Source organism: Marinomonas algicola, assembly GCF_014805825.1.
Taxonomy (GTDB): Bacteria; Pseudomonadota; Gammaproteobacteria; order Pseudomonadales; family Marinomonadaceae; genus Marinomonas; species Marinomonas algicola.
The window spans coordinates 4,265,029-4,285,493 of record NZ_CP061941.1 but is presented as its reverse complement, the minus strand read 5'-3'; the positions used below and the strand labels follow the sequence as shown (position 1 = coordinate 4,285,493).

13 protein-coding genes and 3 rRNA genes are annotated in these 20,465 nt (G+C 43.4%); 11 read left to right on the top strand and 5 right to left on the bottom strand.

Annotation, left to right across the window (positions count from 1 at the left end; all coding sequences use genetic code 11):
- Nucleotides 1-2: 2 nt before the first annotated feature.
- Nucleotides 3-2,204: a DNA helicase II gene (gene uvrD, locus IEZ33_RS19675; RefSeq protein ID WP_191601670.1), complete on the top strand. Its 2,202-nt coding sequence runs from the start codon at nucleotides 3-5 to the stop codon at nucleotides 2,202-2,204.
- Nucleotides 2,205-2,355: 151 nt separating this feature from the next.
- Here uvrD and IEZ33_RS19670 read toward each other — a convergent pair whose 3' ends face one another.
- Together IEZ33_RS19670 and IEZ33_RS19665 are read right to left on the bottom strand one after the other, a co-directional pair.
- A complete protein-coding gene (locus IEZ33_RS19670) occupies nucleotides 2,356-2,709 on the bottom strand; it encodes a hypothetical protein (protein WP_191601669.1) in 354 nt (117 codons plus the stop codon).
- 154 nt (nucleotides 2,710-2,863) lie between these two features.
- Nucleotides 2,864-3,325 carry an Lrp/AsnC family transcriptional regulator gene (locus IEZ33_RS19665; RefSeq protein ID WP_191601668.1) on the bottom strand — a complete coding sequence of 154 codons (462 nt, stop codon included), beginning with the start codon at nucleotides 3,323-3,325 and terminating at the stop codon, nucleotides 2,864-2,866.
- 142 nt (nucleotides 3,326-3,467) lie between these two features.
- On the opposite strand from IEZ33_RS19665, the gene IEZ33_RS19660 reads away from it, so the two are divergent.
- A complete protein-coding gene (locus tag IEZ33_RS19660) occupies nucleotides 3,468-4,508 on the top strand; it encodes a zinc-dependent alcohol dehydrogenase family protein (protein ID WP_191601667.1) in 1,041 nt (346 codons plus the stop codon).
- Between the two features lie 47 nt (nucleotides 4,509-4,555).
- Nucleotides 4,556-4,777: a penicillin-binding protein gene (locus IEZ33_RS19655; protein WP_191601666.1), complete on the top strand. Its 222-nt coding sequence runs from the start codon at nucleotides 4,556-4,558 to the stop codon at nucleotides 4,775-4,777.
- A gap of 55 nt (nucleotides 4,778-4,832) precedes the next feature.
- Here the strand turns inward: IEZ33_RS19655 and IEZ33_RS19650 are convergent, their stop codons facing one another.
- Nucleotides 4,833-5,444, bottom strand: coding sequence for a LysE/ArgO family amino acid transporter (locus tag IEZ33_RS19650; protein ID WP_191601665.1), 612 nt, complete (start codon nucleotides 5,442-5,444; stop codon nucleotides 4,833-4,835).
- A gap of 108 nt (nucleotides 5,445-5,552) precedes the next feature.
- Here IEZ33_RS19650 and IEZ33_RS19645 point away from each other — a divergent pair, with 108 nt between their 5' ends.
- From IEZ33_RS19645 to rrf, 4 genes are all read left to right on the top strand, one after another.
- Nucleotides 5,553-6,443: a LysR family transcriptional regulator ArgP gene (locus IEZ33_RS19645; protein ID WP_191601664.1), complete on the top strand. Its 891-nt coding sequence runs from the start codon at nucleotides 5,553-5,555 to the stop codon at nucleotides 6,441-6,443.
- A gap of 504 nt (nucleotides 6,444-6,947) precedes the next feature.
- Nucleotides 6,948-8,484 (top strand): 16S ribosomal RNA (locus tag IEZ33_RS19640).
- A 394-nt stretch (nucleotides 8,485-8,878) separates the two neighbouring features.
- A 23S ribosomal RNA gene (locus IEZ33_RS19635) occupies nucleotides 8,879-11,766 on the top strand.
- 260 nt (nucleotides 11,767-12,026) lie between these two features.
- Nucleotides 12,027-12,141 (top strand): 5S ribosomal RNA (rrf, locus tag IEZ33_RS19630).
- Together the 16S, 23S and 5S rRNA genes form the textbook arrangement of a ribosomal RNA operon.
- A gap of 361 nt (nucleotides 12,142-12,502) precedes the next feature.
- Here the strand turns inward: rrf and IEZ33_RS19625 are convergent.
- Entirely contained in the window at nucleotides 12,503-13,489 is a 987-nt protein-coding gene (locus IEZ33_RS19625; protein ID WP_240009582.1) for a DMT family transporter, read from the bottom strand.
- Nucleotides 13,490-13,559: 70 nt separating this feature from the next.
- On the opposite strand from IEZ33_RS19625, the gene IEZ33_RS19620 reads away from it, so the two are divergent.
- From IEZ33_RS19620 to IEZ33_RS19605, 4 genes are all read left to right on the top strand, one after another.
- Nucleotides 13,560-14,492, top strand: a complete 933-nt coding sequence (locus IEZ33_RS19620) for a LysR family transcriptional regulator (protein ID WP_191601663.1) — start codon at nucleotides 13,560-13,562, stop codon at nucleotides 14,490-14,492.
- Between the two features lie 77 nt (nucleotides 14,493-14,569).
- Nucleotides 14,570-15,631: a Gfo/Idh/MocA family oxidoreductase gene (locus tag IEZ33_RS19615; RefSeq protein ID WP_191601662.1), complete on the top strand. Its 1,062-nt coding sequence runs from the start codon at nucleotides 14,570-14,572 to the stop codon at nucleotides 15,629-15,631.
- A gap of 290 nt (nucleotides 15,632-15,921) precedes the next feature.
- Complete coding sequence (locus IEZ33_RS19610) at nucleotides 15,922-17,028, top strand: TRAP transporter substrate-binding protein (RefSeq protein WP_191601661.1); 1,107 nt, start codon at nucleotides 15,922-15,924, stop codon at nucleotides 17,026-17,028.
- Nucleotides 17,029-17,337: 309 nt separating this feature from the next.
- Nucleotides 17,338-18,447 (top strand): TRAP transporter substrate-binding protein, encoded by a 1,110-nt coding sequence (locus tag IEZ33_RS19605; protein ID WP_191601660.1) that lies wholly within the window; start codon nucleotides 17,338-17,340, stop codon nucleotides 18,445-18,447.
- Between the two features lie 103 nt (nucleotides 18,448-18,550).
- On the opposite strand, the gene IEZ33_RS19600 is transcribed toward IEZ33_RS19605, so the two are convergent.
- Nucleotides 18,551-20,416, bottom strand: coding sequence for a di-heme-cytochrome C peroxidase (locus IEZ33_RS19600; RefSeq protein WP_191601659.1), 1,866 nt, complete (start codon nucleotides 20,414-20,416; stop codon nucleotides 18,551-18,553).
- Between the last annotated feature and the right edge of the window lie 49 nt (nucleotides 20,417-20,465).

Genomic DNA, 20,465 nt, shown 5'->3' with positions numbered 1-20,465 from the left:
GAATGGACGTTTCTTTTATTTTAGATGATTTAAATGACAAGCAGAGAGACGCTGTTGCAGCTCCGTTACAAAATACCCTGATTTTAGCTGGAGCGGGCAGTGGTAAAACCCGAGTACTGGTTCATCGTATCGCATGGTTGATGCATGCTTATGAATTATCACCTTACAGTTTAATGGCGGTAACCTTTACGAATAAAGCCGCAAAAGAAATGCAAGCGCGTATAGAGCAGCTTGTAGGCGTTCCACCGCAAGGAATGTGGGTCGGTACCTTCCACGGTTTGGCTCATCGGCTTTTACGTTCCCATTGGCGTGATGCGGGTTTAAAAGAAAACTTTCAAATAATGGACAGTGATGACCAACTACGTCTGATTAAACGCATAATGAAGGCGTTTAATATTGATGATACTCGATGGCCACCAAAGCAAGTTTGCTGGTTTATTAATGCTCAAAAAGACGAGGGTCGCCGTGCCGCACACGTGGCTGACAGCCATGACCCTTTTACTAAAGGCATGAAAGAGCTTTATTATCATTATGAAGAATCTTGCGAGCAAGGTGGCTTGTTGGACTTTGGAGAATTGTTATTAAGGGCTCATGAACTCTTGTTTGGAAACCCCCTATTACTAAAACATTATCGAGAGCGTTTTGCGCATGTGCTGGTGGACGAATTCCAAGATACCAACAGCATTCAATATGCATGGTTACGTATTTTAGTGGGTGAAGAAGGCTCTATCACGGCGGTGGGTGATGATGATCAATCCATTTATGGTTGGCGTGGGGCTAAAATTGAAAATATTCATAATTTCACCAAACATTTTGCTAACGTAAACACCATTCGCTTGGAACAAAATTACCGCTCAACGGGTCATATTCTAAAAGCGGCGAATGGCTTAATCAGTAATAATGATGATCGTTTAGGCAAAGAGTTATGGACTGACAGTGGTGATGGTGAACCCATTTCTTTGTATGCAGGGTTTAATGAACAGGATGAAGCACGCTTTATTACTGATATCATTAAAAAATGGCAGGATAAAGGTTCTAAACTGAGTGAAATGGCGATTTTATATCGCTCTAATGCCCAATCTCGTATTTTAGAGGAGTGCTTAGTTAGGGAACAGGTACCTTATAGAATTTATGGCGGGCATAGATTTTATGACCGACTTGAAATTAAAAATGCATTAGCCTACGCTCGATTGGCCATAGACCCAAATGACGATGGAGCGATGGAGAGAGTCATTAATGTACCGCCTAGAGGGATCGGTGAGCGCAGTATCGGTACCTTGAGAGAATTGGCTCGTGATCAAGGGTATTCCATGTGGAAAGCGGCACAAGTGGTTGTCCAACAAGGGTTATTACCGGCCAGAGCCAGTAATGCGATTAAGGGCTTTTTGGCGTTAATTGAAGGTATGTCATCTTGTATTCAACAACCAGAACTTGGCTTAGGAGATGTCTTCGAGCAACTGATTCAGGAAGCGGGCTTAATTCCGTTCCATGAAAAAGAAAAAGGTGAAAAGGGCGAAGCGCGTGTTGAAAACTTAAAAGAACTGGTAGGCGCTGCCAGTAGCTTTAGTTGGAGCGCTGATGATGAAGAATTTAGCTCTCCTCTCATGGCTTTTTTGGACAAAGCCGTGCTCGATGCGGGTGAAGCTCAAGCGGATGAATACCAAGACTCTATCCAGCTTATGACCTTACATGCTGCGAAGGGCCTAGAGTTTCAGCTGGTCTTTTTAACCGGTGTAGAAGAGAATCTGTTCCCTAGTAAAATGTCCTTTGAAGAACCAGGTCGTTTAGAGGAAGAAAGACGACTTTGTTACGTTGGCATCACCCGAGCGATGGAAAAACTGTATATTACCTACGCTGAATCCCGTCGTTTATACGGCAGTGAGTCTTTTAATAGCCCATCTCGTTTTATCAGTGAAATTCCGACCAGTTGCATTGAAGAAGTGCGTTTACGCTCTCAAGTCAGCCGACCTGTATCCATGCAACGTCCTACGGTGAATCGCCCTACAAGTTCTTCTGTACTAAGCGGTATGCAAAAGCCTGTAATTGACATCAGTATGGGCGATAGAGTGAACCATCCTGTTTTTGGTGAGGGATTGGTGATTAACAGTGAAGGACAAGGCCCACAAACCCGAGTGCAGGTGAATTTTGATGATGAAGGTACGAAATGGTTAGTGTTGGCGTTTGCCAAACTAGAGGTTTTGTGACTTTTACTTCATAGTGATACTCATTTAGTGTGACACCTAAAAATGATAGTGTCTTTTTTGCTCGCGTTACAAGGTTATCAAAAGCATAAAAGACACTGAGTTTTTGTTTTCAAGTTTTTCTTAACATTTCTTCATTGCATGTCATTCCTGTTTACCCGCTGTAGACATTATGATTTACATACCAGACATCGTTTTTTTTGTGGGTGCCAACGACGATTAATATTTCTTTCTTTTCAAAAATGCCTTTCCAAATAAACCTTAGACCATTCGGGTATTTATTTTCATTAGACATCTTGATTGAGCCAAAATACTCTCGGCTTTGGTAAGCGCCTAGCTCTTGTTGCATAGTTTGTATGTCTTTATGGAACCCTTCTTTGCTTGGGCCGTTATTATGGCCTTTTTCAAAGCGTTGCATCCACGCGTCGTAATCGTTTGCTTTTTCGGCCGCCAGCATTTCATCAAGATATAGCTCGGCTAATGATAATGGTTGAGTCGTGTCGTTCATCTGAATCAGTCCTTTTTTAAACGTGGTGGTTTATTCTTTATGCGGTATTGTTAGACAGAAATTATTGCTCATTTCAATCTCTTACTATTATCAATACATTACGATGTTATCAAATAATAGGCTGACTTGTTTTTTTACCTAAGCTCATTGTTGTTTATATTGGCAAACGCGTTGATGCTTTCAGTTCTCTTAATGAAATATTCGATACAATGGCAGATACTCCAGGTAACTTCCTGAGCTCCTGGTCCACAAATCGACTGTAGTCGTCTAGGTCTTTTGCGACAACTTGTAATAGGAAATCTGCAGCCCCCGTTGTGTTGTGACAAGATAAAACGTTGTCATAATGCTGTATCATTTCTTCAAAGGTTTTTGTTGTTTCGGCATCGTGCTGATAGCAAGTAAGCTGTACAAACGCCATCACACCAAAGCCCAATCTACGGCGGTCAAGGTTGGCTTGATAGTCGGTTATAATGCCTTCTTCTTCAAGTCGTTTAAGTCGCCGCCAGCAAGGTGTTTCGCTTAATGACAATTCACTGGCTAACTTTGCATTAGTCAATTTTCCATCTTGCTGCATACGTCTAATAATATTAATGTCTGTCTTATCTAATGCTTCCATTGAAAGAATCTTCTCTAATTGATTATTTATATGAAATAGTATTCCTTAGTCTTTGTGTTATTCAAGGAAAAGAGCAAGGTAATTTCTGTCTCATTAAGTAGTCTACATGACTCAATGTATCTCTCTCTTAAAGGAGCAAATTATGAAAGCAGTTGTTTATGAGAATTTTTCCTCAATTCCAAAAATTATGAATGTAGAAGACCCCGCACCTGAAAATCATGGGGTGGTGATTAAGGTCGCTGCAACAGGTGTTTGTCGCAGCGATTGGCATGGATGGATGGGGCACGATCCTGATATTGAGTTGCCTCATGTGCCGGGCCATGAGTTTGCAGGCATTATTGAAGCGGTAGGCAAAGATGTTAGGCGCTTTAAAATAGGGGATCGAGTCACCGTACCCTTTGTTAGTGGTTGTGGATCTTGTCCAGAATGCCATGGAGGGAACCATCAAGTTTGCGGTAACCAAACGCAGCCAGGCTTTACGCACTGGGGGTCATTTGCTGAATACGTAGCGATTCACCACGCGGATGTAAATTTAGTAAACTTACCTGAAACCATGGATTTTACCACAGCGGCAAGCCTTGGATGTCGGTTTGTAACCTCGTTTAGAGCCGTGGTTGATCAAGGTAAGGTGAGTGCTGGGCAATGGGTTGCTGTTCATGGGTGTGGTGGTGTTGGCCTATCGGCGATTATGATTGCAAACAGCATTGGGGCCAATGTCATTGCTATCGATGTGACTGATGATAAATTGGCTTTGGCGAAGTCTTTAGGTGCTTATGTCACTATAAATGCAACCAAAGTAGCGGATGTGGCTGAAGCCATTAAAGAAATAACGTGTGGTGGAGTGCATGTTTCTCTTGATGCATTAGGGCACCCTACAACCTGTGTTAATTCTATTAAAAGTTTAAAAAAGTTAGGTAAACATATTCAAGTTGGTTTACTTGTTGCTAATCAAGCGACACCTGCCATTCCGATGAATTTAGTCATTGCTCATGAATTAGAGATTATAGGCAGTCATGGGATGCAAGCATTCCGCTATGACGCTATGCTTGCGATGATCAAATCAGGTAAATTAAGTCCTGAGAGACTGCTTGGGCGTACGATTACTCTAGAAGAGTCTATTGAGGCTCTTGTTAATATAGATAGAGTTAACCCTCCGGGCGTTACCGTTATTACAGGTTTCTAAAGAGTCTCTTTCTAAATCAAATACTTAGTATAGAACGAGGCATTCTTATGATAGAAGAAGACAAAAAAGCCACACTAGAAGCACTAAAAATCGCATTTACTTATATGCCAAAAGCGATTGAAGTGAATAAATATGATTATGGGGATAGGTATCAATGGGTTCTTAAGCATGTAGAAACGGTAAGAGAGGCGTTATTGATTAATGGTATTGATCCTGATGAGGTTGATGGAGAAATAAACTCAGATATTTCTCCTAACTCTACTTATTAGTGTTGCATTCAAAGTGAAAATAAAAAGGCTCTGCCTCAGGCATTTTATTGCTTTCTCATAATACCGAGTACAATAACGTGCCTGCTATTAACCACATGGTACAACCCGTTATAAAATCGAGCTTTTGCCAGCTTTTATCGCTTTTAAACCAAGGTGCTAAGGCTTTGCCTCCGATCACTAACGTTAAAAACCAGATGATAGAAGAAATACTGACCCCCAATGCAAACCACATTGGTTGCTGGTCGGGTAATTGACCTCCAATACTTCCAAGCAATACCACTGTGTCCAGATAGACATGAGGGTTTAACAAGCTGATGGCGAGAGTGGTAGTAATGGCCGTTAACAAGGTCATTCTTTTTGCTTTACTGACGGTTAAACCCTGAGGAGAAAGAACCCTACGAAAAGCTAAGACCCCATAGATAGCGAGAAATCCAGCGCCAAAGTAACTGGCGATATCGATCAGCATTGGTGTTTCTTTTATGAGCGCCCCTAACCCTAATACGCCGCTGAAGGTTAGGACGATGTCGATCAGAATACAAAGAGTCCCAATCACTAAAGCATGCTGTCCTCTTATGGCGTTACTCAAGACAAACACATTTTGCGAGCCAATGGCTATAATTAAGCTGCCACCCATAGCCATGCCTTTTACTAACGGAAAAACCCACATTGCAATCCCCTGTATCATTAAATGAAAGTGCACTATGCTGATAAGTTATATATAAGTAAAATTAAAGATTCTTAGCTTCCATTAGAAAAATTAATTAAAGGTAAACGTATGATTGATTTTAAAGGATTATCTGCTTTTATAGCCGTTATCGAAAACAGTAGTTTTGAACGTGCTGCTAATCAATTATGCATTACTCAATCCGCTGTATCGCAACGGTTAAAGCATCTTGAGGAAAGCATTGGCAAAGCATTGGTTATACGGTCCCCGCAAATAAAGGCAACAGCAGCAGGGCATGCGCTTCTGAAGTACTCACATAGCCTAGGGCAAATAGAACGAGAGTTGATTCGAGAAATTGCACCAAAACAACAATTAGATTGGCTGAAAATTTCGATCGCAACAAACTCGGATACATTGGCCACTTGGTTGTTAGGTACCCTAGCGCCTTGGTGCACCGAGAATAAAGTGCTATTAGATCTTAAAGTCGACGATCAAGATCAAACACATGAATTGCTTAAGACAGGTGAAGTGCTTGGTTGTATTAGCTCTATAGAACAAGCTTCTCAAGGGTGTGTAAGTGAATCTTTAGGTGTCGTTCATTATCATTGTGTGGTTAGCCCTAGTTTTAAAAAAGAGTATTTCTCTAAAGGTATAAATAAAGAACGTTTTAAAAAAGCGCCAGCCGTTGTTTTTAATCAAAAAGACCGGCTTCAATCTTTGTATCTTCAACAATATTTTGACATTGATGCTAGCCAACAGTTACAACACTTTATTCCATCTTCGGAGGCTTATATTGAATGGATAAAATTGGGCATGGGGTTTGGTATGGCTCCTAAAATGCAAGTTCAGCAAATGTTAGACTCAGGTGAACTGGTTCTTCTTACACCTGATAAACCTGTCGCCATTGCGCTTTTCTGGCACCAATCGAGAATAAAAACATTACTAAGCCAGTCATTAAGCAAGCAGATTGTGTCAGCGGCCAAAATGGCTCATGCTTTATAAGTGTTGTGACTTGAATGATGTTAAAAGACGCTTCGGCGTCTTTTTTGTGTCTGTTGTTTGCGAGCTGAGGTGGTTTCGCTGGTTTCTGTATGTTTATTGTACTGATCTCAATGGGTTTTGTGTGGAAAACGAACGATTTCCTGCTTGGATCACTTTAATTGCCTTTTTTTATAATAAATTCCAAAAAAGGGTTGCACTAAATCTGTAGATCCTTAATATACGCCCTCGCTGACACGGACAACCACTCAGAACAACGAGTGACTGCCCAGCAAGAAGAAACAAAATACTGTGTTCTTCTTGTCTTACTTTAGTCAGCACGCTCTTTAAAATAGTTAATCAGATAATTTGTGTGGGCGCTCGCTGGAGACTTCGAAAAAATTTGAAGTCTTACGAGAGTCCAAACACTTTCAATTCGTTCTTGTTTGTTTGATTTATCAAACAAACATTTAAGTTTAGTTAGAGTTAAATTTGAGTAAGCAAGCTGATTTATCAGCACAAGATCTTAAACTGAAGAGTTTGATCATGGCTCAGATTGAACGCTGGCGGCAGGCTTAACACATGCAAGTCGAGCGGAAACGATGTAGCTTGCTACAGGCGTCGAGCGGCGGACGGGTGAGTAACGCGTAGGAATCTGCCTAGTAGTGGGGGACAACATGTGGAAACGCATGCTAATACCGCATAAGCCCTACGGGGAAAGGAGGGGATCTTCGGACCTTTCGCTATTAGATGAGCCTGCGTGAGATTAGCTTGTTGGTGAGGTAAAGGCTCACCAAGGCGACGATCTCTAGCTGGTCTGAGAGGATGACCAGCCACACTGGGACTGAGACACGGCCCAGACTCCTACGGGAGGCAGCAGTGGGGAATATTGGACAATGGGCGCAAGCCTGATCCAGCCATGCCGCGTGTGTGAAGAAGGCCTTAGGGTTGTAAAGCACTTTCAGAGGGGAGGAAAGGTTATTGATTAATACTCAATAGCTGTGACGTTACCCTCAGAAGAAGCACCGGCTAACTCTGTGCCAGCAGCCGCGGTAATACAGAGGGTGCAAGCGTTAATCGGAATTACTGGGCGTAAAGCGCGCGTAGGTGGTTTGTTAAGTCGGATGTGAAAGCCCAGGGCTCAACCTTGGAATGGCACCCGATACTGGCAGGCTAGAGTACGATAGAGGAGTGTGGAATTTCCTGTGTAGCGGTGAAATGCGTAGATATAGGAAGGAACATCAGTGGCGAAGGCGACACTCTGGATTGATACTGACACTGAGGTGCGAAAGCGTGGGGAGCAAACAGGATTAGATACCCTGGTAGTCCACGCCGTAAACGATGTCTACTAGCCGTTGGGTTGTAATGACTTAGTGGCGAAGCTAACGCAATAAGTAGACCGCCTGGGGAGTACGGCCGCAAGGTTAAAACTCAAATGAATTGACGGGGGCCCGCACAAGCGGTGGAGCATGTGGTTTAATTCGACGCAACGCGAAGAACCTTACCTACTCTTGACATCCAGAGAATTCGCTAGAGATAGCTTAGTGCCTTCGGGAACTCTGAGACAGGTGCTGCATGGCTGTCGTCAGCTCGTGTTGTGAAATGTTGGGTTAAGTCCCGTAACGAGCGCAACCCTTATCCTTATTTGCCAGCACTTCGGGTGGGAACTTTAAGGAGACTGCCGGTGACAAACCGGAGGAAGGTGGGGACGACGTCAAGTCATCATGGCCCTTACGAGTAGGGCTACACACGTGCTACAATGGCGCATACAGAGGGCGGCGAACTTGCGAAAGTAAGCGAATCCCACAAAGTGCGTCGTAGTCCGGATTGGAGTCTGCAACTCGACTCCATGAAGTCGGAATCGCTAGTAATCGTGAATCAGAATGTCACGGTGAATACGTTCCCGGGCCTTGTACACACCGCCCGTCACACCATGGGAGTTGATTGCTCCAGAAGTAGCTAGCTTAACCTTTCGAGGAGGGCGGTTACCACGGAGTGGTCAATGACTGGGGTGAAGTCGTAACAAGGTAGCCCTAGGGGAACCTGGGGCTGGATCACCTCCTTAAACGATACGAAGCTCTGGTGAGCGTTCACACAAATTATCTGATGACTACTTTATAGCGGCAATTGTACTAGGATAGAGTTCTAAGCAAGGTGTTGATGAAAGTGATTGTGTGATGACCTGTCATCATATTGTTTGTCTTATTCATAAATGTCTGACTTAGTGCTTTGCACTAAACTTGCTCTTTAACAATGTAACTTTTTGAAATAGACGATAATCAAGCGTCAAACCGGTGGAAAGCATCTTTCTCTTTATTGAGAATAACCTGGATGACTTTCTAAAATCGTAAAATCCAGTGATGACACAAAAGCATCGTTGGTATGTGATCTGAGTGTTGTTTTGATACTGGCTCTTCTTTAAGAAGCGTTAGGTATCAAAAAACTACTTTGGGTTATATGGTCAAGTGACCAAGCGTGCACGGTGGATGCCTTGGCAGTCAGAGGCGATGAAGGACGTGGTAATCTGCGATAAGGTTCGGGGAGTTGATAAACAAACTTTGATCCGAACATTTCCGAATGGGGAAACCCACCCGCTTGCGGGTATCATTAACTGAATACATAGGTTAATGAGGCGAACTCGGGGAACTGAAACATCTAAGTACCCGAAGGAAAAGAAATCAACCGAGATTCCCTAAGTAGCGGCGAGCGAAAGGGGATTAGCCCTTAAGTTGATTTGGTGTTAGTAGAACAAGCTGGAAAGCTTGGCCGTAGAGAGTGAAAGCCTCGTATACGAAAACGCCTTATCAATGAAATCGAGTAGGACGGGACACGTGGTATCCTGTCTGAATATGGGGGGACCATCCTCCAAGGCTAAATACTCCTGACTGACCGATAGTGTACCAGTACCGTGAGGGAAAGGCGAAAAGAACCCCGGCGAGGGGAGTGAAATAGAACCTGAAACCGTGTACGTACAAGCAGTGGGAGCGGACTTAGTTCCGTGACTGCGTACCTTTTGTATAATGGGTCAACGACTTATTTTCAGTAGCAAGGTTAACCATTTAGGGGAGCCGTAGGGAAACCGAGTCTTAATAGGGCGTTTAGTTGCTGGGAATAGACCCGAAACCGGGCGATCTATCCATGAGCAGGTTGAAGGTTGGGTAACACTAACTGGAGGACCGAACCCACGTACGTTGAAAAGTCCGGGGATGACTTGTGGATAGGAGTGAAAGGCTAATCAAGCTCGGAGATAGCTGGTTCTCCTCGAAAGCTATTTAGGTAGCGCCTCGTATCTCACCATTGGGGGTAGAGCACTGTTTGGGCTAGGGGGTCATCCCGACTTACCAACCCCATGCAAACTCCGAATACCGATGAGTGCAATTACGGGAGACACACGGCGGGTGCTAACGTCCGTCGTGGAAAGGGAAACAACCCAGACCGTCAGCTAAGGTCCCAAAGTTACAGTTAAGTGGGAAACGATGTGGGAAGGCTTAGACAGCTAGGAGGTTGGCTTAGAAGCAGCCATCCTTTAAAGAAAGCGTAATAGCTCACTAGTCGAGTCGGCCTGCGCGGAAGATATAACGGGGCTAAAACTGTACACCGAAGCTACGGATGCAAGATTTATCTTGCATGGTAGAGGAGCGTTCTGTAAGCCGTTGAAGGTCAAGCTGTAAGGCAGGCTGGAGGTATCAGAAGTGCGAATGTTGACATGAGTAACGATAAGGGGAGTGAAAAACTCCCCCGCCGGAAGACCAAGGTTTCCTGTCCCATGCTAATCAGGGCAGGGTGAGTCGGCCCCTAAGGCGAGGCAGAAATGCGTAGTCGATGGGAAACAGGTTAATATTCCTGTACTTATGTATATTGCGATGGAGAGACGGAGAAGGCTAGGCTAGCACGGCGATGGTTGTCCGTGTTTAAGGTAGTAGGTTGAAGGCTTAGGTAAATCCGGGCCTTCTTAAGACCGAGAGCTGATGACGAGTCCTCTTTTGGACGAAGTAGTTGATGCCATGCTTCCAGGAAAAACTTCTAAGCTTCAGATATACATGAACCGTACCCCAAACCGACACAGGTGGTCAGGTAGAGAATACCAAGGCGCTTGAGAGAACTCGGGTGAAGGAACTAGGCAAAATGGCACCGTAACTTCGGGAGAAGGTGCGCCGGTTAGTGTGAAGGATTTACTCCGTAAGCATTGATCGGTCGAAGATACCAGGTGGCTGCGACTGTTTATTAAAAACACAGCACTCTGCAAACACGAAAGTGGACGTATAGGGTGTGACGCCTGCCCGGTGCTGGAAGGTTAATTGATGGGGTTAGCGTAAGCGAAGCTCTTGATCGAAGCCCCAGTAAACGGCGGCCGTAACTATAACGGTCCTAAGGTAGCGAAATTCCTTGTCGGGTAAGTTCCGACCTGCACGAATGGCGTAACGATGGCCACACTGTCTCCACCCGAGACTCAGTGAAATTGAAATCGCAGTGAAGATGCTGTGTATCCGCGGCTAGACGGAAAGACCCCGTGAACCTTTACTATAGCTTCACAGTGAACTTTGAACCTACTTGTGTAGGATAGGTGGGAGGCTTTGAAACTAGGACGCCAGTTCTAGTGGAGCCAAACTTGAAATACCACCCTGGTATGTTTGAGGTTCTAACTCAGGTCCCTTATCGGGATCGAGGACACTGTGTGGTGGGTAGTTTGACTGGGGCGGTCTCCTCCCAAAGAGTAACGGAGGAGCACGAAGGTGTGCTCAGCATGGTCGGAAATCATGCGAAGAGTGTAAAGGCAAAAGCGCGCTTAACTGCGAGACAGACACGTCGAGCAGGTACGAAAGTAGGTCTTAGTGATCCGGTGGTTCTGTATGGAAGGGCCATCGCTCAACGGATAAAAGGTACTCCGGGGATAACAGGCTGATACCGCCCAAGAGTTCACATCGACGGCGGTGTTTGGCACCTCGATGTCGGCTCATCACATCCTGGGGCTGAAGCCGGTCCCAAGGGTATGGCTGTTCGCCATTTAAAGTGGTACGCGAGCTGGGTTTAGAACGTCGTGAGACAGTTCGGTCCCTATCTGCCGTGGACGTTTGAGATTTGAGAGGAGCTGCTCCTAGTACGAGAGGACCGGAGTGGACGAACCTCTGGTGTTCCGGTTGTCACGCCAGTGGCATTGCCGGGTAGCTATGTTCGGACGGGATAACCGCTGAAAGCATCTAAGCGGGAAGCCTCCCTCAAGATGAGATCTCACTGGGACATAAGTCCCCTAAAGAGCCGTTGAAGACTACGACGTTGATAGGTTGGGTGTGTAAGTGCTGTGAGGCATTGAGCTAACCAATACTAATTGCTCGTGAGGCTTGACCATATAACACCAAAGTGGTTTTAAGTGATAAAGAGAGACTGAGAAAACTCGAAAAGAGAAGGGTCAAACGCATCATGAAAAGATCATAGAGACACAGATTACGACGCGCATCAGCGATGATGTGGCTGGTTTGATACTTGGTTATCGCTATTTCAAAAAAGCATTGTTAAAGATTCAAGCACGTACTGGCGTGTTGTGAGTGAAGAAGCTGGATTAAGCCTAAGGGCTTAACGCAGGCACTCAGAACGAACGCAACCGGTTTGCTTGACGATCATAGAGACGTTGAACCACCTGATCCCATCCCGAACTCAGAAGTGAAAAGCGTCATCGCCAATGGTAGTGTGGCATTCGCCATGTGAGAGTAGGTCGTCGTCAAGTTTCAATTAGAAAGCCCTGATGGCTCACGCCGTCAGGGCTTTTTTTCGTCTGTAGGTCATATATGGACGGCAAAATATGCGTCTTGTCAGGTTAAATCAAGCGAAAAGTCGGTTGTGCTTTAGCGCAACAATCATCAAGGATATCGCCTCGTTGTCGGCATAAATGTGACCTACAGGACGGAAAAATGTGCGCCTTGTCAGGTTAAATCAAGCGAAAAGGTTGTGCTTTAGCGCAACAATCATCAAGAAGATCGCCTCGCTGTCGGCATAAATGCCGACCTACATTTCAAACAACTCACTTACTAGATAGAATCCCGAGCTGAGCTTTGGTTGGCTTTTAAGGCGATATGGCTGTTACCATTTTAGGTAGTTTGTAGTACTTTTTTTTTGCGTTGAACAGACGAGCTAATAAATTGTATTGCGATAGCGCTTACAATTACGAGAAGCATACCAAATAAGCTAAAAGAATCTGCATGGGATGAATAAATGCTATCGCTCCACCACAAATTTATAACACATACCTCGGTTAAAATGTAAGAGGCTATGGGGGTGAGCGCTATAGATGCACTTACTTGAACCGTTTGCCAATAACGCATGGCTTGAGCGAATGAGCCATAAGCGATAAGAGTATTAATACAGCAAAATAACGCAATCATAGAGTCTTGAGTTGATATGGTTAATAAGCGGCTAGGGTCACTAAATGGCAGCATAACAAAAGTAGCATAGATATAGATAGCGAATAAAATATTTGATGGATCTAAGCGACTGAATAACGATTTTTGTAATAACGCATACATAGACCAAGCCACAGCAGATAACTGAACAATGATGAAGCCAACCCAAACACTTGATTGATTGTTTTGATGAAAAACGGGATGAAAAAAAATTAAAATACCGACGACTATGAATACAAAAAAGAAGCATTGTTGCCAGTTTATTTTCTCTTTCAAAAAAAATAAGCCTCCAAGTGTTAAAAAAATCGGTGCGGTTTGGAAGCTTAACTGTGCTGAACCAGGTAGCAAGAAGCTAAGGCTCCAAACGAAGGTTGTGTAATTCACAATTAAAAAACTACCTGCAGCAAGTAGGTAGCCCCAGTCCTTTCTTGTGAGCGCTTTAAATTGTACTAATTTCCCTCTGTGCCACTGCCAAAGCCCTAATACAAACGCAGCAACAAAAAAACGCAACCAGGTTAGTGTTATAGGATCAGAAAAATGGGTAGAGAGTTTTAATGCAATTGGAAGCATTCCCCAGAAGAGAACGGCTACGCTACTAAAAAAAAGCCCATATAAAAAAAAGGTTCGGGACGCTGTCATGACGTACTCTCTTAAAAAGTTAATAAGTTCGATCATGCTGTTCCTCTTATAATTAATCCAATGCATAATGGTTCTAACAATTATGCGAAAATAGGATTTTGATAGGATGATATCGAATGCTTTGCAGCAACTTGATTTGAAATCGCTTACAGGGCTTTTGTATTTATTAGAAGAAAGGCATGTAGGTAGAGCGGCTGAGCGGTTATCTTTAAGCCAATCTGCCATGAGTCGGTTATTAAACCGCTTACGTGATGCGTTTGGAGACCCTCTTTTTATTCGTACTTCAGTAGGCATGGAACCCACTTATAGAGCGTTAGAGTTAGAGTCTCCGGTAAAATACATGCTGGAGCATATGTCTGCTCTAGAGCAGTCTTCTGACTTCTTACCTCAGACTAGTCAGAGAACGTTTCGGCTTAAAACAACGCATTATCAGGCACAGGCTTATGTACCGGCCATTGCCGAGCGATTTTATCGCGAAGCACCTTTTGCTTCTTTAGAAACCTCTACCATGACCGAAACAAGTCTACTGAGTCAGTCTGATCAAATAATTGATGTCGTTTTATGCAGTGAATACATTCAAGTCCCGAATAGTTTTCGCAAAGCGTTATTAGGGCGAGAAAAGTTTCGTTGTATTATGTCAAAAAATCATCCTTTGGCAGATAAGCCTAGATTGACCTTAGAAGACTATTTATCTTGCGCTCATGTTTTAGTCAATATGGGAGGGTCGGGGAGGATCATGAGTGATATGTTATTAGGTGAACGAGCTCAAGAACGGCGTTTTGTATTCCGTACGCCTTATTTTTTATCGGCACTTGAAACAGTTGGTCAAACCTCTTTGTTACTGAGTACGAGTGGATTGTTGGGAGAACGTTTTAAAGAGCAGTTTGGATTGATCATGAAGGAGTTACCTTTAGATTTTCCTGATACAAATTATTATTTGTGTTGGTTAAGAACCATGGAACATGACCCGGCCGTAGAATGGTTTAGAAAAATGGCAATAGATGTTGTAAAAGGTCTAATTCCTTATCCTGAGCGGTGATTGTTATACTCTATTATACTTACATTGATTTTTTTCATGTGTATCCTATATAAACATAAAATAAAGAGGAGAGAACTATGTCGGTTATTCGAGTAGGCCTGATTGGTTTTGGGTTATCAGGTCGAATATTTCATGTGCCTTTTATTCTTAATGATCCGCAAATGGAATTGGTGTGTGTTTGTTCGAGCAAAGCTGACGTGGTGAAAGGTATTTTACCGAATACCCGAGTTGTTACCGAAGTAAATGAGGTTTTCAGAGCGAGTGATGTTGATTTAGTTGTGATTACCACTCCAAACGAATGTCACTTTGCTCAAGCGAAAGAGGCATTGGAGCAAGGTAAACACGTTCTTTTAGAAAAACCGTCCGTCACCAGTGTAATAGAAATTGAATCTCTTTGCTCTCTTGCTAAGCAAAAAGGTTTAGTGCTTTGTGTTTATCAAAATCGTCGTTTTGATGGAGATTTTTTAAGGTTAAAAGCACTGATAAACAGTGGTGAGTTGGGTGAGTTAAAGCATATGGATTCTCGCTTTGATCGTTTTCGCCCGATGGCTCAATCTCGCTGGCGCGAACAACCTGGGGTCGGTACGGGCATATTTTGGGATTTAGGCCCACATATTCTCGATCAAGCAATTAGCTTATTTGGTATTCCCAATTGGCTTCATGCGAGTATTGATGCTTTGCGTGAAGGAAGCACGACAGCGGATTGGTTTGAGCTAGAATTAGGTTATAAAGATAAACGTATTCGACTGGGGTCGACCCCATTTGAAGCGGGTGAAATGCGTCGTTTTAATGCCCGATTTACTAAAGGGAGTTGGCAATGTATAGGGCTTGATCCTCAAGAAGATGCGTTGCGAGCAGGCCAAATGCCGTTCAATGTAGATTTTCCATCATTAGGTGGTCAGCAAACGATTACTCGCTATGTGGCTCCTAATCAGAATTCTATTGAAAGCATTTCTGAGAATACGAGCGCGGGAGATTATGGTCAATTTTATGCTCAGCTAAGACGCGCTATTCTTGGTCAGAGTGAGTCACCTGTATCCATGGTGCAAGCTTGTCAGTTAATTTATGGTTTATGCTTGGCTGAACAGTCCTCAATAGAAGGTCAGCGCCTAAATTGGGAATATACGGTTTCTGTTTAGGCGCTTTAGAAAGACAATAGTTGTTGCTCATTTACAGGATAATGTTTTATGGCGATTAAAAAGTGGTTGAGCTAAGAGCCTGAACTTCTTATTATCTTGCGCTCTTTTGATGTTCTTTTATCAAAGCGAGTGAATCTCTGTCCGATCCTACAATAAAAATAGGCTATTGAACGTACTCTGTAGTGCTTTCAATATCAGATCAATTTCTATGTTTTGCGATGTACTTCATCGCTTTCCATTTCACTGACAGACTCTAACTAATCGAATAACTAACTTCCTGAGGGAAAAAAATGCGAAACCTAATTTTATGGATCAAATTAGCCGTGGCTGGTTTGTTAGCAATGTCTTTGGTCGCCTGCGGTGGATCAGAGAAAGTAGAGGAAACAATCCAACCAAAGGCAGAAATCATTAATTGGAAAATGGTGACAACCTGGCCGAAAAACTTCCCAGGGCTGGGGACGGGGGCGGAAACGCTTGCGCAAAACATTACTATTATGTCTGGCGGTCGATTGAATGTAAAAGTGTATGCGGCTGGTGAGCTGGTTCCCCCTTTAGAAGTTTTCGATGCCGTATCTCGCGGAACCGCAGAAATGGGCCATGGAGCGTCGTATTATTGGAAAGGTAAGGTGCCCGCGGCGCAGTTTTTCACAACGGTCCCATTTGGCCTAACATCGCAAGAGTTTAACTCTTGGATTTACTATGGCGGCGGTTTGCAATTATGGGAAGAAATTTATGCTCCATTCAATTTGGTTCCAATGCCTGCTGGAAATCCTGGTGTACAAATGGGGGGATGGTTTAATAAAGAAATTAACTCTTTAGAGGACTTTAAAGGCTTGAAAATGCGTATGCCGGGTATTGGTGGAGAAGTTCTGAAAAAAGTGGGCGCCACACCGATCAATTTACCTGGAAGCGAAATCTTTACAGCTCTGCAAACAGGAACAATTGATGCAACTGAGTGGGTTGGGCCTTATAACGACTTAGCATTTGGTTTATATAAAGCGGCTAAATATTATTATTACCCTGGTTGGCAGGAGCCAGGCTCTGCAATTGAAGCATTGTTTAATAAAGAGGCCTTTAATGCTCTGCCTGAAGATTTACAGTATATAGTGCGTGCGGCTGTACAGCAGGCAAACCAAGATATGCTCAATGAATTTACGGCGAGTAATAATTCAGCCTTAAAAACCTTAGTCAACGAGCATAATGTGATTTTGAAAGCGTTCCCGAATGACTTGCTAGCGGCGCTAAAAAAGGCATCGGATGAAACTCTGGCAGAAATGGCGGCGAATGACGCCGATAGTCAAAGAGTATACGATTCATTCAAAACGTTTTTAGACTCTGTTAGTGAGTGGCATGACATTTCTGAGCGTGCATACATTAATGCTCGATCTGGCGAGTAGCTTCACCACCCAATAAATAACCAGTTAGATTCGTTTACTGGTTAAGCCTCTCCACTTGTGTGGAGGGGCTTTTCTGCTTTTAAGATATGCCTAATGAATAAATAGAAAGAAACAAGCAGAAAAGCTAAAAAAGGTCTTGAGAGAAGCGCCGGCAATTCATACTATCTAGGGTACTTATGTATAAGAAGTAATGGCCTTATTGGGTGGTTTTCAGATCTTTATTTGATTTTTACCAAATGACGGCCTGTATGTTTTTCTTATTCGCTGAGTATTATAAAAATAATGTAACAGCTTCCTGAGGTATAACGAATGAATAAAATAACAACATGGAGCAAACTGGCTTTAGTCGGTTTGACGGCAGCGACTTTGGTCGCATGCGGAGGATCTGAAGAAAAAGCCACTGCACAGGTAGAAAAAAAAGCCGAAATTATTAATTGGAAAATGGTTACCACTTGGCCTAAAAACTTTCCTGGTTTGGGAACGGGAGCCGAAAACTTAGCGAAAAACATTACGGAAATGTCAGGCGGTCGCTTGAATGTTAAAGTGTATGCGGCCGGTGAATTGGTTCCGCCATTAGAAGTATTTGATGCGGTTTCTCGTGGTACCGCTGAAATGGGACACAGTGCCGCTTATTATTGGAAAGGTAAAGCGCCCGCCGCTCAATTCTTTACAGCTGTACCATTTGGTTTAACGGCACAAGAAATCAATTCATGGATTTACCATGGCGGTGGCATGAAGCTATGGGAAGAGGTGTACGAACCATTTAACCTTATTCCTTTAACTGCGGGCAACACGGGTGTTCAAATGGGTGGTTGGTTCAATAAAGAGATCAATTCTGTTGACGACTTTCAAGGTTTAAAAATGCGCATGCCTGGTCTAGGCGGCGAAGTACTTAAAAAAACCGGTGGTATTCCAGTTAACTTGCCTGGCGGTGAAATTTTTACTGCGCTACAAACAGGTACAATTGATGCAACTGAGTGGGTGGGCCCGTATAATGACCTAGCATTTGGTTTGTATAAAGCGGCTAAATACTACTACTACCCAGGTTGGCATGAGCCAGGCTCTTCAATGGAATCGATGGTAAATAAGACGGCGTTTGACGCTTTACCAAAAGATTTACAATTGATTGTCCGTTCAGCCGCTCGACAAGCAACCCAAGACATGTTGGATGAATTTACGGCATTAAATAACGACGCTTTAAAAACATTGGTGGAAGAGCATAATGTACAGCTAAGACCATTCCCTAAGGACGTCTTACAGGCACTTAAAGTGTCGTCTCAAGAAACGTTAGAGGAATTGGCTGCTTCGGATGAAATGAGTGCAAAAGTATACGCCTCATTTAAAGATTTTCGTGAAAAAGTAAGTGCTTGGCATTCTATCTCTGAGCGTGCTTATATTAATGCTCGTGATGGTGACTAATTTTCGCTGGTAATTCTTTAGTGTTAATAAAAAAACCCAAGCTCTAATAGTTTGGGTTTTTTTATATTTCTAACAAGGTATTAATCAAAAAGAATGCATGAGTTTAAAGCGTTTTCATGTATTCCACGAGTTGCCATTTTTCTTCATCTGTTAGATCTGTACCATAGTTATGACCAAGATTTGAGTTACCCATTGCAATATTGCCTTTTGAATCTAAGACATTAAATTTGCTGGATGGGCTGGGGTAGTTTCCGATTGGTTCGGCTTGTTGGTTAACGTAACCGACCACTTGCGGGTCAAAATTGCGATTACCTACCCAGAAAGAGGTTTGTCTATCTTCCGGTTTTTGTAATGTTTCCCATAGGTTAGCAATGGAGCCGTTATGCATATAAGGCGCGGTTGCCCAAATACCATTTAACGGACGAGCCTTATAAACGAGCCCATCTAGGTTAAGTTCACCGTTTTTCATATAAGGTGCATTATCATCAACCGGTTGCTGTATAGCATCCCTGGCTTGAGCGTGCATTTTTGCGTACTCTTTCAGTGATTTCCTACGCTCTTTAGAATCACTACCAAGAGGCATTAAGCCGGCTTTTAGTGCTGTTTTAGGTTCTTTTAAAATTAATCCAACAACACCATTTACAGGGATACTAATGGCATCGGCCTCAGCTTCAAATTTATCTCCAGCTAGAATTAATTGCTTTTGACCTTCTAGGATCAAAGTCTTAGCTTCATGAAATTCGGCATTCCAGGCGGTGATAGGGTCTGTCCCTATCTCTCCAACCGGTGTTTTTACCGCAATATACAGGTCTTTTTCTTGCTCTCTGGTCATGACCTGATGACAACCAGAACATTGTGCTTGATAAAGAATGCTGCCTGCAGCGGCTTTTTGAGTATTAATCGGGGGAAGGTAATTCTGCGGCCATTGAGGTGAGCGTAATGCTTTGACGGATGTTTCTAATTGGCCTAATCCGATCATATCCACACTGGACGAATAGGATGTCTTGATGCCAATAAGCCTTTTCCACCACGGTGCTTTATCAATAGATAAGCCGCCAAATACACCGACAACTTCCCCGATATTCCGAGACAAAGGGCCAACAACTGGAGTGTTTGGTGCCGAGGCATTCCATTGCACAACGTCTGATTGATGTGTTCCCCATAAGAAAGGATAAGAAACGGGAGCATTTGGAATGTTTTTATTACTTAAATCATGCAGAGCAAAGGCCGTACCCTGATTTTGGATATTACCAAAAGCATCAAGCCTTGCGTAGCTAGTAAAGCTCTCTGGGTAGCTCTTTGGTAGGGCATTAACGTGTTGGCGCTGCGCTATTTGAATTGCCATGTTAGTAAAGCTTTGACGCAGCTGCATGGCATGTTGAATTGAATAATCATCTGCCAAGACATTTTTTGCAAAGCGAGTGAATTTTTCATCATTACTATTGGTTGCATTCATCGCTTCTGTAAGTCGATCGAAAAACAGGACAAAGTTAGCGAGCGTAGGAGCGCCTTCTATTAAAAACTTGGTTCCTTTATAGTCTAACTGGTTCGTATGGCAGGCCGCGCAGGTCATGCCGACCCAGGCATCACCTTGCTTATCTGTATTCATAGCGAACCCAATAGGTAGACCTGCTGGGTTTTTCTGTGAGGGCTGAACTGGGAGATAGCCTAAATAGCTCATGTGTTCACTGCTGCGGAATAAGTCTTCGCTGTCCGCCACTTCTAACCAAGTGAACCAGCTGTAGGGGATAATTTGAGATCCTTGGCTGGTAAACCAGAAGTTTTCTTTTGTTGTTTTATCCCAAGCTTGATCCAAACTGACCCGCTGATCAATAGAGCCACTTGGTTCCAGTACTTGAATGTCATCTACTTCACTAAAGCTGTTATTCAACATTAAGCTTGAACAACCTGTTACCCCGAGTGTCATGGTTGATAGTGCGATCAATGATGGACGTAAAGAGTATTTCATAATACGTTTCCTTATATGAGATTGACGCTTTAACGGCAATACGGATCGT